We start from the raw sequence: 16,087 nt of genomic DNA on the forward strand, positions 1-16,087 counted from the left end.
CCGCACGCGGACGGGGCTCACTCCCGTCCGGCGGGCGTGCGGGTCACCGTGCGGCCGGCGGCGGTGGCCGCCCGGGCGAAGCGGGCGGCGTCGAGGACGGCGGCCCCGCCGGGGTCGTTGTTGAAGTACGCGTAGACGTCGGCCCGGTCGGGCCAGGCGTCGGCGATCCGCCGGACCCAGGCGTCCAGCGCCTGCCGCCCGTAGCGCGGCCAGGGGGCGGCGCGGCCTTCGTGGAAGCGCAGGTACCCCCAGTCCGCGGTGCGCCACAGGGGTGTCACGGGCCGGGAGCCCCGGTCCGCCCAGCACAGGGCGGCGCCGCGGCGTTCCAGCACGGTGCGGATCGCGTCGGTCCACCACGAGTCGTGGCGGGGTTCGACGGCCACCCGGGTACCGGTGGGGAAGCAGTCCAGGCAGTCGGCCAGCAGTCCGGCGTCCGCGGGCAGGGTGGGCGGCAGTTGCAGCAGGACGGGGCCGAGCCGGGGGCGGAGGTGGGCGGCGCGCGCCATCAGGCGGCGGACCGGTTCCTGGGGGTCGCGGAGCCGTTTGATGTGGGTGAGGTAGCGGCTGGCCTTGACGGCCATGACGAAGTCGTCCGGCGTGCGGTCCCGCCAGTCGGCGAAGGTCCTGGCCTCGGGCAGCCGGTAGAAGGCGGCATTGCTCTCGACGGTGGCGAAGCGCCGGGCGTACTCCTCCAACCACCGGCGCTGCGGCAGGTCGGGTGGGTAGAGAGTGCCGCGCCAGTCGCGGTACTGCCAGCCGGAGGTTCCGAGGTGGATGGTCATGCGGGGAGGCATCCCCGGTTCGCCGCGACGCGTACCGGCCGTCGGGGACGTCAGGGATGTCCGGGATGTTCGGGACGCCGTCAGACGAAGAGACTGCATCGTTTTCCGCCGGTGGGGCCGCGGATGCTGCGCGCGACGGGTAACCCGCCCACCCACGATGGGGAATATTCGCAGCAAAAGGTGCATCTTGACAGTCGTCGGGGCACGTTCTATCCAGATGATGTAGCCGGCTTGGTCGCCATATCAGCAGGTGAGAGGCGTTGCGAGGGATGCGGCCGGGGCCGTCCCGGCCGGGGCGGGCCCACCACCGCGTCGTCGCCCCGGATCGGGCCGCGAGACGAGGAGAAGACCATGGCACGAGCAGTCGGTATCGACCTCGGGACGACGAATTCGGTGGTCAGCGTGCTGGAGGGCGGCGAGCCCACGGTCATCGCCAATGCCGAAGGGGCCCGGACCACCCCCTCGGTGGTCGCCTTCGCCAAGGGCGGCGACGTCCTGGTCGGCGAGATCGCCAAGCGCCAGGCGGTGACGAACGTGGACCGCACATGTCGTTCGGTCAAGCGCCACATGGGAGACGCGCAATGGCGCTTCCCCGAGAGCGGCGACATCGACGGCAAGCACTACACCGCCCAGGAGATCTCCGCACGGGTGCTGCAGAAGCTGAAGCGGGACGCCGAGAACTACCTCGGCGAGGACGTCGCCGACGCGGTGGTCACCGTCCCCGCGTACTTCAACGACGCGCAGCGCACCGCGACCAAGGAGGCCGGGGAGATCGCCGGGCTGAAGGTCCTGCGGATCGTCAACGAGCCCACCGCCGCCGCCCTGGCCTACGGCCTGGACAAGGAGAACGACCAGACGATCCTGGTCTTCGACCTCGGTGGCGGCACGTTCGACGTGTCGCTGTTGGAGATCGGCGACGGCGTGGTCGAGGTGAAGGCCACCAACGGCGACACCCACCTGGGCGGCGACGACTGGGACCAGCGGATCGTCGATTACCTGACCAAGCAGTTCAAGAACGCGTACGGCATCGACCTGTCCCAGGACAAGATGGCCACCCAGCGGCTGCGCGAGGCCGCGGAGAAGGCGAAGATCGAGCTGTCGGCGGCCACCGAGACCACGGTCAACCTGCCCTATCTGAGCGCCTCGCCCGAGGGGCCGCTGCACCTGGACGAGAAGCTCACCCGCGCCCAGTTCGAGCAGTTGACCGCGGACCTGTTGGAGCGCTGCAGGGCGCCGTTCCACAACGCCGTCGACGACGCGGGGATCAAGGTCGCCGATATCAACCACGTGATCCTGGTGGGCGGTTCGACGCGGATGCCCGCGGTGACGGAACTGGTCAAGCAGCTGACCGGAAAGGACCCGCACAAGGGCGTCAACCCGGACGAGGTGGTCGCCATCGGGGCCGCCCTCCAGGCCGGTGTCCTCAAGGGCGAGGTCAAGGACATCCTGCTGCTGGACGTCACCCCGCTGTCCCTCGGTATCGAGACCAAGGGCGGCATCATGACCAAGCTCATCGAGCGCAACACCACGATCCCGACCAAGCGCTCGGAGACCTTCACCACGGCCGAGGACAACCAGCCGTCCGTGCAGATCCAGGTCTTTCAGGGCGAACGGGAGATCGCGGCGTACAACAAGAAGCTCGGGATGTTCCAGCTGACCGGTCTGCCGCCGGCTCCGCGCGGCGTCCCGCAGATCGAGGTCGCCTTCGACATCGACGCCAACGGCATCATGCACGTGACCGCCAAGGACCTCGGTACGGGCAAGGAGCAGAAGATGACCGTCACCGGCGGCTCCTCGCTGCCGAAGGACGACATCGACCGGATGGTCCGCGACGCCGAGCAGTACGCCGAGGAGGACCGTCGCAAGCGGGAGGCCGCCGAGACCCGCAACCAGGGCGAGCAGCTGGTCTACCAGACCGAGAAGTTCCTCAAGGACAACGAGGACAAGGTGCCTGGCGACGTCAAGACCGAGGTCGAGTCCGCCGTCGGTGAGCTGAAGGAGAAGCTCAAGGGCGACAACACCGCCGAGATCCGCACCGCGTCGGAGAAGGTCGCGACCGTCTCCCAGAAGCTCGGCCAGGCCATGTACGCCGACGCCCAGACCGCCCAGAGCGCGACCGCGGACGGCACCGGGACGCACGGCGGCGGGCAGGCCAAGGCCGAGGACGAGGTCGTCGACGCGGAGATCGTGGACGACGACAAGCGGGAAGGAGGCGGACGATGAACCGTCCGACCGATGTCGGTCGTCTCCCCCGGCCGCCGCTCGCGCTGGTCGGGCGCACCGGGCCGGAGCGCGACCCGGCCCCGCCGCCCCGGCCGGAGTCGGACCCGGTACGGCCGGACCGGGGCACCGCCGGTGCGGTGGCGCCCCCGACCCGACGCGGCACCGCACCGCCCGGCGCCGCCCGACCGGAGGCCGGCGGGTCCGACCTCGAACGGCTGGCGGGCGAACTGCGGGAGCGCACGGCCGATCTGCAGCGGCTCAAGGCCGAGTTCGACAACTACCGGCGCCGGGTGCACCGCGACCGGCTGGCGGTCGGCCAGATCGCCGTGGGCAATGTGCTGGCCCGGCTGCTGCCGGTGCTCGACGCGATCGCCGAGGCCGCCGGCCAGGGCCAGCTGACCGACGGCTTCCGGCGCGTCGCCGACCTCCTGGAAACGGAGCTGGCGTCCCTGGGCCTGGCGTCCTTCGGCACCGCCGGCGAGCCGTTCGACCCCACCGTCCACGAGGCGCTCGTCTACACCCCGCCCGAGCGGGCCGGGTCGACGGCCGGGTCGGCCGCCCGGGCCGCGGCGGGCGAGCGGGCGGTCTGCGCCGACGTCCTCCGCCCGGGGTTCCGGGTGGGCGACCGGCTGCTGCGCCCCGCCCAGGTGGCCGTGGCCGGTGAGCAGCCGGGCGCGCGCGGGGCCCGACTACCGTAGCTGCGCGGCCGGTTGGGCAGGTTCGTCGGCTCGGGGACCGCGGTCCGACGGCCGACGGCCGGCCGCCGCGCCGGCCACCAGCAGTGCCGCGACGGCCGCCAGGCACAGCCAGGCGAAGGTGTCGCCGATCCGGTCGTAGACCGTGGTGGTGCCGTGCATCGGGACGTACGCCACGGTGGCCTGCCGGTCGGTGGTGAAGTAGTCCGTGTCGGCCAGGACGTGGCCCTGGTTGTCGAGGGCGGCCGTGACGCCCTCGGCGTCCTGGCGGAACAGCGCGTAGCCGGCCTCGACGGCCCGGAGGGCGGCCTTGCGGGTGTGCGCGCGGCCGTACTCCCGCCAGTCGTGGGACGGGACGAGCATGATGTCGGCGGGGACCCGCATCATGCCGGGGAAGTCCGCGTCGTAGCAGATGACGTTGGCCAGCCGGCCGTACGGGGTGGCGGCTACCGGGACCCGGCCGTCGCCGGGGGCATAGGTCTCCGAGCCGGGGATGGGGTGGGCCTTCTGGTAGGTCCAGCGCACGGTGCCGCGGGGGTCGATCAGCAGCGTTTCGTTGCGGCCGTAGGCCGGTGCCTGGGCGGTGTGGACGCAGATGCCGATCTCCAGGTAGATCCGGGAGCGGCGGGCCTCCTCCCGGGCCGCCGCGATGACCGCGGGCTCGTCGGCGGCCAGCGTCCGCACCCCCCGCTCGGGCCAGACCACGATCTTCGCGCCGGCCGCGGCCTCGCGCCGGGTGGCGGCCAGCAGGTTGTCGAGCACCGCCCGCATGGCCGGCCCAAGGCTCGCCGGCGGGTGGTTGACGAGCTCCGCGGGCCCTCCGGTGACCTGGGCGTACGCCGCCTTCTGGGCCCGGAGTACGGCGCTGTCGGCGGTGACCCCGGCGATCCGCACCGTCGGCCCGTCCGCCGGGAAGAAGGCGAGCCGGGCGCCGCCGGCGAGGACGACGGCCAGCAGCACCGCGGCACAGGGGGAAACGGCGCGGCGCGCGGCGCGCCAGGAAGCCCTCTCCCAGGCGAGGTTGGCGACCGCGGCCGACCAGCCGATCAGGAAGCCGATGCCGTAGGAGCCTGTGACCGAGACCAGTTGGAGGAGCGGCAGCACACCGTACTGGGTGACCGCCAGCGAGCCGTAGGCGGTGCCGAACGGCGAGAGCAGGGTGATCAGGAACTCGGCGCCGGCCACCGCGGTGGGGAACACCAGCAGCGCCGCCCACGGGCGCAACCGGCCCACGAGCAGCCGGTCGAGGAGGAACGGCAGGGTCAGCAGCGCGGCGAGCGCGACCGCTCCCCCCAACGTGGCGGGGCTGAACAGCGCCGACTCGGCGAGCCAGAAGACCGCCGCCGCGGTGTTGGCCGCCCACAGCCACAGGGCGCCGGACCAGACGCGACCGGTGCGGGCGAAGCGCAGCAGCAGGACGGGGAAGATCCAGGCCGCGGCGGCGATGTCCCAGCGGCCGCCGACGGCGAGGAGGTGTGCTGCGGTGCCCAGGACCAGCCAGGCCCAGCGGGCGCGGGCCGCCGGTGTATGGGGGCCGGGGCGGGCCGTCCGCCCGGCGGTGCTCGTCGTGTTCACGTGGTTCGTCGGTCCCTTCGAGGTGGCGCGGTGGCGCTTTCCGGTCGGGTTCCGACGCTACGAAGGGGGAGGTGGCCGGGGCGTCGTCCTGGGTGCCGATCCGTCGCGGGCCCGCGCAACCCTGGTTGCGTCGGCCGTGGTCCCGTTCCCTCCTCCGGCACGATGACCTCGCGCATGCGGGTGGCTAGCCTTGCGGGCAGCTATGGACACACATCTCGCTGCCGCCCCGCGCGGCGCCTGGCGCCGGCTCGCCGACCGGCGTCCCCGGCTCACCGATCTCACGCTCGGCGGCGGGCTCACCGCGTTCGACATGCTGACGCTGCTGGCGCGGGAGCCGGCACCGGGGCCGGCCGGGGTGGTGCTGTGGGGGCTCCAGACGGTTCCGTTGCTGTGGCGCCGCCGCTGGCCGCGCGCCGTGCTGTGCGCCATGACCGCCGCGTTCGTCGCCTTCGAGGTTGCCGATCCGGTGCCGAGTAAGATCCCGGGCCCGTTCCTGCTGGTCCTCGGGGTGTATGCGGTGGCCCGCTACACCCCGGTGCCGGCCGGGCTGCCCTGGGTGGTGCTGTCCCTGCTCACGGCGGTGACGACGGACCTGCTCACCGGACGGACCGGGCCGCCGCAGCCCGGTTCGCTGGAGCCGATCACCGCCACCACCTTCGTCGTCTTCTACGGTGCCGCCTGGCTCGTGGGGTACGGGCGGCGGCGGATCGTGCGCCAGGCCGACCGGTTGGGCGACCTCAATCTGCGGCTCGGCGCGACCAACGGCCAGTTGCAGGACGTCAATGCCCGGCTGCGCGAGGCCAACGAACGACTGCGCGCCGAGCGGGAGATCAACGCCCGCCAGGCGGTCGTCGCCGAGCGGGCCCGGATCGCCCGCGACCTCCACGACGTGGTGGCCCACCACGTGAGCGCCATCGCACTCCAGGCGCGCGCCACCGAGGAGGTGGTCCAGGACGATCCGGCGGACGGCCGGCGGGGCGTGGCACGCATCGCGGCCACCGCCGACACCGCGCTCGTCGAGATGCGCCGCATCCTCGGCCTGCTGACGGCTGTCGAGGAGCGGGACGGGGACGCCGGCCCGGCCCCGGAACCGTCCCTCCGCCACCTCGACCGGCTCTTCGCCGCGGCCGAGGCGGCCGGCTGCCCGGTGACCGCGACGCTGGACGAGGCCCTCGGCGAGCTGCCGCCCGCGCTCCAGATCTCGGCCTACCGCATCGTCCAGGAGGCGCTCACCAACGTCCTCAAGCACGCCGGCCCCACGGACGTACGGGTCGCGCTGCACCAGGACGGGACGGCGCTGACCGTCGCCGTCGAGAACGGCCCGCCCGCCGACGGGCACCGGCCGCCGCCCGGCTCCGGTCGGGGACTGATCGGCGTCCGCGAGCGCGTCGCGGCGTTCGGCGGCACGGTGCGTATCGGGCCGCGCCCGCACGGCGGCTGGCAGTTGTCCGCCACCCTGCTCTTGGAGGCCCCGGCATGACCCTCCGTGTGCTCCTCGCCGACGACCAGGAGATGGTCCGGGACGCGCTGCGGGCCGTCATCGACCGCCGCCCGGACTTCGAGGTGGTCGGTGCCGCCGCCGACGGCACGGAGGCGGTCGCCCTGGCCGTCGCGCTGCGCCCGGACGTGGTGGTGATGGACGTCCGGATGCCCGGCATGAACGGCGTGGAGGCCACCCGCCGGCTGCACGCCGACTGGCCGCACCCCGGGCCGCCGCCCCGCGTCCTGGTCCTGACCACCTTCGACCTGGACGAGTACGTGCACGCCGCACTGCGCGCCGGGGCCGGCGGCTTCCTGCTCAAGAACAGCCCGCCGGACCAACTCGCCCATGCCCTGCGGGTGGTGGCCGACGGGGAGGCGATGCTCGCGCCCAGCGTCACGCACCGCCTGATCAACACCTTCACCGCACTGCCCGCGGCCCTGCTGCCCGACGCCCCGCCTCCCCACGGGGGCGCCGCACGACTCCTGGACACCCTCACCGCCCGCGAGCTGGAGGTGCTCGTCCTGGTCGCCCGGGGCCGTTCCAACTTCCAGATCGGCGAGGACCTCGGCCTGTCCCAGGCCACCGTGAAGAGCCGCGTCAACCGCATCCTCACCCGCCTCGGCCTGGAAAACCGCGTACAGGCCGCCCTCCTGGCCCACGAGGCAGGGCTCCTCCGGCCCGGCGGGAACCCACCCGGGGCTGCCGCACCGTAGAACAAGCCGCTGCTCGACAGGCATCCTCCAACTGCTCTCCCACCCTTCGGCCGGACCACCCGGGCAGGCAGGCTCACGAGGCAAGCTGCCGGCCCCGCGCATTTCGCCCCTGCCCTAGGTGGGAAACTCGCTGGTCAGCCCCTGGACCATGGGGGATGCTGCACATGTGATCGAGCGAGAGGCCGCCGTACGGATCGTCGAGGACGAGTTGGACCGCGAGAATCAGCGGTGGTCGGCCATGGGCGTGGAGTCGATACGCGCCATCGTGATGCACGTCGAGGAACACGAGCTGGTGTGGAAGGTCTACGTCCAGTCAGAGGAGTACGTGCGCACCCGGGACTCCAGAGCCATGCTCGTCGGCCTCGGGCCCTACCTGGTGGACCGTATCGACGGAGGGCTGCACCAGATCGGAGTCCTCTCCGAGATCGGCGGAGAGTGGGAGACCGACTACCGCACCCGCATCCGCGGCATGCCCGTCCGCACCGCGGTGGACGATCTGCACGATGAGATAACCGAGATCGCCACCGCACAAGGGCGGCTGCCCTCCGTGCGCGCCCTGCGACGGAAGCTCCCGAAGCTGACCCCCGCCCAGGCACTCCACTACGTCAACGCCTTGCTCGACGGCACAGCCCCACCCCACCTCACGGCCCTCGCAACCGAGCAACTCGTCGAACGCATCAACCCGGTGCTCACGGTGACAACCCTCCGCCGGGGTCCTCATGGCACAACCTGACGCGTGACCTGGCCTTCCACGGGACCTCGTCGTCCCCTCTCCGTTGGAAGGTGCGCCGCCCTGGCTCTCCACACACGCCAAGTCACGGAATACCCCCTACGAGAACGTGCAGTTGACGGAACGTTGACGAACCATCGGCGCCCCGCCTCGTGACGACGCAACCGCACGGACACCGTGGCAGCGCAGCAGCACAGCGATCCGTCAGTTGGTGGCGGACGTAAGGGTTTCGTCATACGTCGCGGCGGCCTTGAGGGGCATTGCCCTGCTTATGGTCGGACGGATACACCTGGAGGTTTCCCATGGGTGCTGCCCGTCGTTTCACTCCCCCGACCTCGCCGGCGTTCTGGCGCAGCCCGCTGCGCGGCCCCCGGCTGACGGCGCTGCTCGGCGTGGTCCTGCTGGCCGGGATCACCCTGTTGTTCGTGACCGGGTTGCTGTCGTATGCCGCGTACAACCCGGATCTGGCCGGCGGTGTCAACGACAAGACTCCAGGCAAGGGCCTGTTGGGTTTCTCTCTCTTCGCCTGGCCCACCGGGCCGCACTGGCTCTACCGGCTCACCCAGGGTGTGCATGTCACTCTCGGTGTGGTGCTGGTGCCGGTGCTGCTGGCGAAGCTGTGGTCGGTGCTCCCGAAGCTGTTCACGATGCCGCCGGCCCGGTCGATCGGGCATGCGCTGGAGCGGCTCTCCCTGTTGCTGTTGGTCGGTGGGGCGCTGTTCGAGTTCGTCACCGGTCTCCTCAACGTCCAGCTGGACTATGTGTTTCCCGGGTCGTTCTATTCGCTGCACTTCTATGGGGCGTGGGTGTTCATCGGGGCGTTCGTGGTGCATGTGGTGCTGAAGCTGCCACGGACCGTACGGGCGCTGCGCGAGCGTACGGATCCGGATGCGGCGGCCGATGACACCGGGCTGGTGGCGGTCCGCCCGGCCCCGCCGACGGTGTCGCGGCGCGGTGCACTGGGGCTGGTGGGTGCCGGATCGCTGCTGCTGTTCGTGACGACGGCCGGGCAGAGCATCGGGGGCTGGTGGCGGCGTACCGCGCTGCTGGCGCCGCACGGAGGCGCGGATCCGGGTAGCGGCCCGAACGGCTTCCAGATCAACAAGTCAGCGGCGGGGGCGGGCGTGCGGGCCCGGGACACCGGCGAAGACTGGCAGCTGATGGTCGAGGGAGGCGGGCGGCGGGTGCGGTTGAGCCGGGCCGAGCTGCTGCGGCTGCCGCAGTACGAAGTGGCGTTGCCGATCGCCTGTGTGGAGGGCTGGTCGACGCAGGACCAGCGGTGGAGCGGGGTACGGCTGCGGGATCTGGCCGCGCTGGTGGGGCTGGACGAGGCGCCGCCCGGAGTGCTGGTGGAGTCGCTGCAGCTGTCCGGCGCGTTCCGGCGGGCCGCACTGCGGGACAACCAGGTGCGCGATCCGCGGTCGTTGCTGGCGCTGCGGGTGGGTGGGGCGGATCTCTCGCTGGATCACGGGTATCCGGCGCGGATCATCGTGCCGGCGGCGCCCGGGGTGCTCAATACCAAGTGGGTGGCGCGGATGACGTTCGGAGCGGTGTGATGGCGCGGCGGCAAGGCACTGCGAGGGTGCGGCTACGACGAGCCGTGACGGGCGGGGCACGCCGGGCGGGCCGCTGGTACGGCGAAGGGCCGCTGCACCTGCTGCTGATGGTGGCCTCGTTCGCGCTGACTGGCTATGTCGGGGTGCGGTTGCTCGCCGATGCGCAATGGCCGTCGGTGGTGGTGTGGTTCGTGGGGGCGGCACTGCTGCACGATCTCGTGCTGGTGCCGCTGTACACGGTGGCCGCCCAGGCGGTGGCGCGGGTGACGGCCGGTACCGCGCGGCACCGGGCGTGGACCGGATACGTACGGGTTCCTGCGGCGCTCTCCGGACTGCTCCTGCTGGTGTGGTGGCCGCTGATCACCCTTGCGCCCGGCAGCGCCGCGGCGGCGCACTACACACTGACGACCCGACTGCCGAGCGAGGTCTTCTGGGCCCGCTGGCTGCTGATCAGCGCAGGAATGTTCGCGCTGGCTGCACTGTGGCTGCTGGTCCGTACGCTGCATGCGTGGTACTCGGGCTGTACGGGACGGCCGCGGCTGCGGGCTGCGACCGCCCGCCGGCGGCGTCGCAGGGCGACGAAGTAGCCGTCGTCGTACGGAAGTTGCCCCCGTCGGGCACGGTCGGCCGACAGCTCCTCAGTCCGGCCGCTCCGCCCGGCCTCGCGCCCGGCTCCGGTCGGCCGGAAAGTTTTCTTCGCTCGGCTGTCACACCCCCGCGTCGGGATCCGTCGGTCCAGTGACAGACACCAACCGATCGCGACCGCGAGGAGAGCACCGAATGAACACCGCAACCAACACCACGACCACCACTGCAACCACCACCGCGACGACCACTGCCCGGATGAAGAACCCCGCCATGGTCCTGCCGGACGCCATGAAAGGCATCCAGAACATCTACAAGGCCATGTACCAAGGCGGCGTCGACCCGCAGATCCTGGAACTGGTCCACCTGCGCGCCAGCCAGATCAACGGCTGCAGTGCCTGCGTATTCGCCGGCGTGAACGGCGCGAAGAAGCACGGCGAAACCGACGAACGCCTCCACGCCGTGGCCGCCTGGCACGAGGCCCCGGTTCTTCACCGACGAGGAACGCGCCGCCCTCGCCCTGACCGAAGCCGCCACCCGAATCGCCGACCACACCGGCAAGGCCGTCCCCGACGCGATCTGGGACCACGCCGCAGACCACTTCAACGAGGAACAGCTCTCCGCCATCATCCTGATGATCGCCCTCACCAACTTCTTCAACCGCATCAACACCACCATCGAGGAACCCGCCGGCACCACCTGGTGACCAGCACCGCTCGAAGCCGTCGCCAAGCAGTGGCGGCTGGCCCGGCCCATCGGAGGCGTAGGCGCGGTTCCCAACGACGAAGGCCCCTTCCTCGCGCGAGGAAGGGGCCTTCTACTGGAGCGCCTGGCCGGCCTTGCACCTGCATCTCCCACCGCCCGGGCCGCGGTCCGGCAGGCGCACACCCACCGCGCGCTCCAGGCGCTGGATCGACTGGCTGAGCGGCGGCTGGCTCATGCCGAGCCGCTCGGCGGCCCGGCCGAAGTGCTTCTCCTGCGCCACCGCCCGGAACTGTCCCAGCAGTCGACGCGACAGGTTGATATCGCCCAACATGTCGTTCACGGAGCAATCATCTATTGAATAGACCTACGCCCTCGGGTGTCCACTGGGCCTCGACCACACCCGCCGGAGCGCCCCGGCTGTGCGGCCTCGTTGCCTGGACGGCGGCCCCCGGCGCGACGTGGTCCCGACCGGCGCGATGACGACCGGCAAGCAGCTGACCGGCGACGGCACCGGCACGCTCTACTGGGGCGACCGTGAGGGCCACCGGATCAGCCGGGTCCGGGTGGACGGCAGCGGCCTGACCCACCTCATCGTGCCCCCGCCGAGGACGGCATCAGGGCGGCTTCAACGACGGGCTGATCTCCCCGCTCTTCGTGTTCTGCGTGGCCGACCTCACCAACACCAAGGGCGACTCCTTCACGGACCTGGTGCTCAACGCCCTCAAGGGGGCGGTGTTCGCGGTGCTCGTCGGCTCTGCCGTGGGTGTCCTGGCCGCCTTTCTCGTACGGCGTTGCCTGGAGGCCGGCTGGGCCGGGCCCGCCGGGCTGCGCCTGACCAGCCTGACTCTGCCGTTCCTGACGTACGCGCCGATCCTCGCCTACATCCAACTCCCCTTGGGCGAGGCCGTGTTCGCCTTCAACCTGACGTGCGCGACCGTGCTGCTGAGCGTCATCCTGCACGGCGTCACGAGGGAACCCATCGCCCGCTGGTTCGCACGCAATCCGCGGCCCGCTGCCCCACCCCCCCTTCCCGGTGACAGACACCCCCGTCAGCGATCCGGCCGGTCGTTGTCGTCGTCCGGTGTGTGCGTCGGTGCTCCGGCGATCGTGTCCTGGAACCAGGTGCGCAGGCGCCGCCAGCGGGCGTCGTGGGCAGCGGTGCGTCGTTCGGCGCGCGCCAGCGCGGCCGGGCGGTCGCGGTAACGGCGGGCTGCCCAGGGCGAACCGGGCCTGGCCAGCCGGATGGCGGCGACGAGGCCGAGCACCGGGACGAACAGGCCGAGCACCCCCAGCCGCATCTTCCCCTTGGCGAACGCCACCGCCGCACACAGCACATCGGCCACGATCACCGCGATCCAGGTGCCGCGCCCGGCAGTCGCGAGGTCGCCGAACGAGTCGACGCCCAGCGGACTGAACCCCGAAAGAACCGCGGCGACCGCGGCCACGGTGAGCGTGATCGCCTCGATGGAGGCACGTCCCTCCCGCGACCAGTACACGTCCTGCAGGTGCAGGATCAGCGCGAACTCGTCCAGGACGAGACCGGCCCCCGCACCGAAGACACCGGCGGCCAGGCACCGCGCCACGCCCTCCCCGGACACCCCGACCGCCCAGAACCCCCCGACGACGGTCAGGACCACGCCCGGCACCACATGGTGGATGTGCAGCCCGCCGGGCCGCACATTGCGAAACGGCCCCCGCCCGGCCCGGATCATGCGTGTGATCACCCGGGTGACCAGGAACGCCCCGACGAACGCCGCCAACGCAACCGTGAGCGGCAGCCGCCCACTCTCCCCGGCGGCCGTCTGCCACCGTCCCGCCACATCCAACAACCCGTGGTTCAGTCTGTGGCTCAGTCTGTAGTCCAGCCCGTGGATCAGTCCGTGGTCCTGCCTGTCGTCCGTCACAGCCCGTCAACGACGACGCGACGCTGGAGACACCGACACTCCACACGTCCACAGGTCCACAGGTCCACAGGTCCACAGGTCCACAGGTCCACAGGTCCACAGGTCCACAAACTGGCCCACCTCGAAGTCATGGCCGGTCAGATGGCTTTCTTCCTCGATGGCTTCTTCCTCGACGATGCGGGCGATGCGGTAGGCCAGTTCCATCACCTCCAATGCCGCCGGACCCGAGCAGTACAGGTACTCCTCAGACTCGACCGGTCCGAGCTCCCGCGACACCCGGTCCACGATGCGCCCCCACTCGGCCCGCTGTCCGTCGTTAAGTCGAGGTTGCGGCAGGTCGGCATCGGAATCGAACCCGGCGTTGAGGCGCCTGAGCGTCTGGTGGAGCGTCAGGCCCGGCTGTACTCGCACGATCGCAGCGTCGCTACGGTGGCCCCATGACCGTCCTTCCCCTCCCCGTGCGAGGCGTGAGCGTCTGCGTGCTGATGAACCGCGGCGGCTGCGGGCCGTTCGCACGCTTCGTCGCGGACTTCGAACCTCCGGGCAGCGAAGGCGAACTGGAACTGCTCAGCGCCGTGTCCGAGCAGCGGCTGCCGGTCGAATTCCTCCCGGCGATCCGGGAGGGCCTGGCTCAGGGGCTCGGCGGTGTATCGGCAGCGGTACTTCTCACAGACGGCTACTTCCACGAGACGGACTCCTGGGCGAGCGCCTACCGGATCGGTGCGGAACAGGCAGGCCGGGCCGCGCTCATCGGCGCGGGCCTGCTGCCGCCGGAGGAGGCCGAGGCGCTGCGCTGGGTCCGCTGGCCCGGCCGCCCGAGGCCCCGAGCCCCCAAACGCACACGCTGACCGCCTCGCCATGGCGCCACCCTGGCCTCCTCGCGGGCCAGGGCAGGCAGTCGCTGTGCAGGCCCTGGAAGAACATCGTCACCGCGTCGGCGATCAAGGCTTGACCGGCGAAGACGCAGGTCACGGGCAGCGTCCGCCTGCGGGTATCGTCCGCCTGCGGGGATCAGCGGTGCCGAAGAGGGCAAGGCACCCGGGAAGGCGAACCCCAGTCCGAGGTCGCCAGACAGAGGAACCGGGCCGATCAATCAGTCGATCAATCTTCCGGCCGAAGCCGACGACGAGCGGCCTCCACCCTCGGCCATAGGATCTACGGCCCGACGGCCCCTTCCCCTCACGTGGGGCCTCGCGGACAGGCTCATGGCCTCCACCAGGCCCGGACGCTCGGGGAGCTGCTCCGCGTCAGGCCGACGCAGGCGGGGCCGGGACGGGCGAAGGTGCGGTTCGGGAGTGGGTGACGGCGTCGTGGAGGGCCTTCGGGTCGTCCGCGTGCAGCCTGATCAGCCGTACGGGGCGGGGCGCGCCGAACAGTCGCGGCGCGTCGACGGGCTCCGCCAGTTCGAGGGTGACGGAGGTCTGCGAGCCGACGTCCAGGTTCAGCTCGCCGTCCGCCTTCTGGTGGGTGAACAACATTTCGCGCCGGACGGAGACGATCCGGTCGAGCGGCACGCGGACGTCGACGTGGGCCGCCTGGCGAACGCGCAGGACGCCGTCGGCGAGCACGTGCGGCCGGGTTGCGGAGGCCGCCTGCAGACCGAGGACGAAGAGGACGGTGTAGACGTCCAGGACGAGGACCACGGCGTGGATGACGGGCCGGTTGGCGAGCAGGAACGACATGCCGACGGTCTCGACGACGCAGACGAACGCGAAGCCGTACATCTGGGCGGCCTGGTCGCGGGCGTGCGGGAAGACCGCGTCGGCCCCGTTGATGCCGTGCGGGCGGCGGGCGACCCACCGGGCCAGGCTCGTCATCAGCCGCAGCTCGTGCCCGGCGACACGCAGCACGGGTTCGGGCACGAGTTCCGCGAGCGTCTCCCGTCGGGAGAGCCCACGCCGCCGCAGCCGCAGCCAGACGAACACCTCGGCACCGAGCAACAACAGCATGAGCAGTTCGGCACCGAGCAGGACGGCGCCGGGTAGCCGCACCCCGCCGATCAGACAGGCGGCGAGCACGACCTCGGCGGGCAGCGCTGCGTACGCGACGGCGCGCAGCCCGCGCAGGACCCGCCCCCGCGGCGGGGCGGCAGGCCGGGACCGGGAGTGAGACTGAGACTGAGACTGAGACCGGGACGTCTGGGGGCACGGAGCCGTCATGGCGTTCCCTCTCGTCGTTCCGCTACGAGGCGGACCGCCTGGCGGACCGCCGCCGACTGGGCCGGGGCCAGGTCCGCGAAGAAGACGTCCGCCAGACCGTCGGCGCCCTCGGCGGGCAGCTGCACCCCCAACTCGTCCGGCAGCAGGGCCGCCAGCGCCGCCGCGGCGCGGGTCACCCGTGGGTCGTCCGGCTGCGCGTCGGCGAGGGCGTCCAGGAGGCCGTACACCTCGCCCGCGCCCTCCGCCATTCCGCGCAGCGCCCCCATCAGCCGGGCTCGCTCCGCCTCGGGGATCACGGTGTCGATGAGGGCCAGGACTTCCCGGTCCTTCACGGCCATCGGGGAGTCCGGCAGGTCGCCGAGGTCCGCCAACACCCTGGTGAGTTCCGGCGACACCGGCCCGTCGGCGGTCAGCCGCCCGGCTCGCGCCTCGGCCAGCAGCGTGGCGAGCCGCACCCGCCGATCCCGGATGGCCACCTCCTGGCGCCCGAGGTCCTCGTCCAACTCCTCCAGGATCTCCACCAGCTCCCGCCCCTCGTCGTCCGCGAGGGCGTCCCGGACCTCGTCGAGCCCGAGTCCCAGCTCGGTCAGCCGCCGGATCCGGGCGAGCAGGACGGCGTCCCGGAAGCCGTACTCGCGGTAGCTGTTGGCCCGCCGTGGGGGCTCGGGCAGCAGCCCGAGATGGTGGTAGTGCCGCACGGCCCGAGGGGTGACCCCGACGAGGGCGGCGATCTCGCCGATTCGCATGAGTTCAGTAGAAACCCTGACGTCGCGACAAGGTCAAGGGCGGCCCGGTACGACACGGACAGCCTGTACGACTACCCCTGCGAACTGGAACGCCTGCCGATCAGCCAGGCCACCCGCACGGAACTGACCAGGCTGTGCGAGCACTACCAGTCCTCCATCGACGGGGAGTACCCACGCCGCATGCCACAGCCAGTCGGACCCGTCGGATCGGCCGAAGAGCTCAGCGACGGC

The 16,087-nt window shown here is 71.7% G+C and carries 14 protein-coding genes and 2 pseudogenes; 9 read left to right on the forward strand and 7 right to left on the reverse strand.

The window, feature by feature from the left end:
• Positions 1–17: 17 nt before the first annotated feature.
• The gene (locus JNO44_RS36140; protein ID WP_205368255.1) at positions 18–782 is read right to left on the reverse strand and encodes a DUF72 domain-containing protein; all 765 of its coding nucleotides are present in this window, start codon (positions 780–782) and stop codon (positions 18–20) included.
• Positions 783–1,133: 351 nt separating this feature from the next.
• On the opposite strand from JNO44_RS36140, the gene dnaK reads away from it, so the two are divergent.
• Both dnaK and grpE read left to right on the forward strand, forming a co-directional pair.
• Entirely contained in the window at positions 1,134–3,005 is a 1,872-nt protein-coding gene (gene dnaK, locus JNO44_RS36145) for a molecular chaperone DnaK (protein WP_205368258.1), read from the forward strand.
• Positions 3,002–3,703, forward strand: a complete 702-nt coding sequence (grpE, locus tag JNO44_RS36150) for a nucleotide exchange factor GrpE (protein WP_205368260.1) — start codon at positions 3,002–3,004, stop codon at positions 3,701–3,703. The genes dnaK and grpE overlap by 4 nt, the downstream gene beginning before the upstream one ends.
• Here the strand turns inward: grpE and JNO44_RS36155 are convergent.
• Complete coding sequence (locus JNO44_RS36155) at positions 3,695–5,275, reverse strand: nitrilase-related carbon-nitrogen hydrolase (protein WP_205368262.1); 1,581 nt, start codon at positions 5,273–5,275, stop codon at positions 3,695–3,697. The two genes, grpE and JNO44_RS36155, sit on opposite strands and share 9 nt — an antisense overlap.
• Positions 5,276–5,477: 202 nt before the next feature.
• Here JNO44_RS36155 and JNO44_RS36160 point away from each other — a divergent pair, with 202 nt between their 5' ends.
• From JNO44_RS36160 to JNO44_RS36185, 6 genes and pseudogenes are all read left to right on the forward strand, one after another.
• On the forward strand, positions 5,478–6,755 hold the full coding sequence (locus tag JNO44_RS36160) for a sensor histidine kinase (RefSeq protein ID WP_205368264.1): 1,278 nt from the start codon (positions 5,478–5,480) through the stop codon (positions 6,753–6,755).
• Positions 6,752–7,471 (forward strand): response regulator, encoded by a 720-nt coding sequence (locus JNO44_RS36165; RefSeq protein WP_205368266.1) that lies wholly within the window; start codon positions 6,752–6,754, stop codon positions 7,469–7,471. Before JNO44_RS36160 ends, JNO44_RS36165 begins: the two co-directional genes overlap by 4 nt.
• A 166-nt stretch (positions 7,472–7,637) precedes the next feature.
• Positions 7,638–8,204, forward strand: a complete 567-nt coding sequence (locus JNO44_RS36170) for a YrhB domain-containing protein (RefSeq protein ID WP_205368268.1) — start codon at positions 7,638–7,640, stop codon at positions 8,202–8,204.
• 299 nt (positions 8,205–8,503) lie between these two features.
• Complete coding sequence (locus JNO44_RS36175; protein WP_205368269.1) at positions 8,504–9,757, forward strand: molybdopterin-dependent oxidoreductase; 1,254 nt, start codon at positions 8,504–8,506, stop codon at positions 9,755–9,757.
• Between the two features lie 107 nt (positions 9,758–9,864).
• Positions 9,865–10,344 (forward strand): hypothetical protein, encoded by a 480-nt coding sequence (locus tag JNO44_RS36180; protein ID WP_205371143.1) that lies wholly within the window; start codon positions 9,865–9,867, stop codon positions 10,342–10,344.
• Between the two features lie 256 nt (positions 10,345–10,600).
• Positions 10,601–11,048: pseudogene (locus JNO44_RS36185) on the forward strand (carboxymuconolactone decarboxylase family protein).
• Positions 11,049–11,198: 150 nt separating this feature from the next.
• Here JNO44_RS36185 and JNO44_RS36190 read toward each other — a convergent pair.
• From JNO44_RS36190 to JNO44_RS36200, 3 genes and pseudogenes are all read right to left on the reverse strand, one after another.
• Positions 11,199–11,378 (reverse strand): annotated as a pseudogene (locus JNO44_RS36190) (helix-turn-helix domain-containing protein); the annotation flags it as partial.
• A 718-nt stretch (positions 11,379–12,096) separates the two neighbouring features.
• Positions 12,097–12,867, reverse strand: coding sequence for a hypothetical protein (locus JNO44_RS36195; RefSeq protein ID WP_205371145.1), 771 nt, complete (start codon positions 12,865–12,867; stop codon positions 12,097–12,099).
• A 90-nt stretch (positions 12,868–12,957) separates the two neighbouring features.
• Entirely contained in the window at positions 12,958–13,362 is a 405-nt protein-coding gene (locus JNO44_RS36200; protein ID WP_205368270.1) for a hypothetical protein, read from the reverse strand.
• A 26-nt stretch (positions 13,363–13,388) separates the two neighbouring features.
• Here JNO44_RS36200 and JNO44_RS36205 point away from each other — a divergent pair, with 26 nt between their 5' ends.
• The gene (locus JNO44_RS36205) at positions 13,389–13,799 is read left to right on the forward strand and encodes a hypothetical protein (RefSeq protein WP_205368271.1); all 411 of its coding nucleotides are present in this window, start codon (positions 13,389–13,391) and stop codon (positions 13,797–13,799) included.
• Between the two features lie 399 nt (positions 13,800–14,198).
• On the opposite strand, the gene JNO44_RS36210 is transcribed toward JNO44_RS36205, so the two are convergent.
• Together JNO44_RS36210 and JNO44_RS36215 are read right to left on the reverse strand one after the other, a co-directional pair.
• Complete coding sequence (locus JNO44_RS36210) at positions 14,199–14,969, reverse strand: hypothetical protein (protein ID WP_240167823.1); 771 nt, start codon at positions 14,967–14,969, stop codon at positions 14,199–14,201.
• A gap of 137 nt (positions 14,970–15,106) precedes the next feature.
• Positions 15,107–15,856 (reverse strand): MerR family transcriptional regulator, encoded by a 750-nt coding sequence (locus JNO44_RS36215; RefSeq protein ID WP_205368272.1) that lies wholly within the window; start codon positions 15,854–15,856, stop codon positions 15,107–15,109.
• Between the last annotated feature and the right edge of the window lie 231 nt (positions 15,857–16,087).

The sequence above is a fragment of the Streptomyces noursei genome (genome assembly GCF_016917755.1).
GTDB classification, from domain to species: Bacteria; Actinomycetota; Actinomycetes; order Streptomycetales; family Streptomycetaceae; genus Streptomyces; species Streptomyces yunnanensis.

Coding starts and splice junctions, on each gene's coding strand:
- JNO44_RS36140 (WP_205368255.1), bottom strand. CDS start 782: ATGACCATCCACCTCGGAACCTCCGGCTGGCAGTACCGCGACTGGCGC.
- dnaK (WP_205368258.1), top strand. CDS start 1,134: ATGGCACGAGCAGTCGGTATCGACCTCGGGACGACGAATTCGGTGGTC.
- grpE (WP_205368260.1), top strand. CDS start 3,002: ATGAACCGTCCGACCGATGTCGGTCGTCTCCCCCGGCCGCCGCTCGCG.
- JNO44_RS36160 (WP_205368264.1), top strand. CDS start 5,478: ATGGACACACATCTCGCTGCCGCCCCGCGCGGCGCCTGGCGCCGGCTC.
- JNO44_RS36165 (WP_205368266.1), top strand. CDS start 6,752: ATGACCCTCCGTGTGCTCCTCGCCGACGACCAGGAGATGGTCCGGGAC.
- JNO44_RS36175 (WP_205368269.1), top strand. CDS start 8,504: ATGGGTGCTGCCCGTCGTTTCACTCCCCCGACCTCGCCGGCGTTCTGG.
- JNO44_RS36180 (WP_205371143.1), top strand. CDS start 9,865: ATGGTGGCCTCGTTCGCGCTGACTGGCTATGTCGGGGTGCGGTTGCTC.
- JNO44_RS36205 (WP_205368271.1), top strand. CDS start 13,389: ATGACCGTCCTTCCCCTCCCCGTGCGAGGCGTGAGCGTCTGCGTGCTG.
- JNO44_RS36215 (WP_205368272.1), bottom strand. CDS start 15,856: ATGCGAATCGGCGAGATCGCCGCCCTCGTCGGGGTCACCCCTCGGGCC.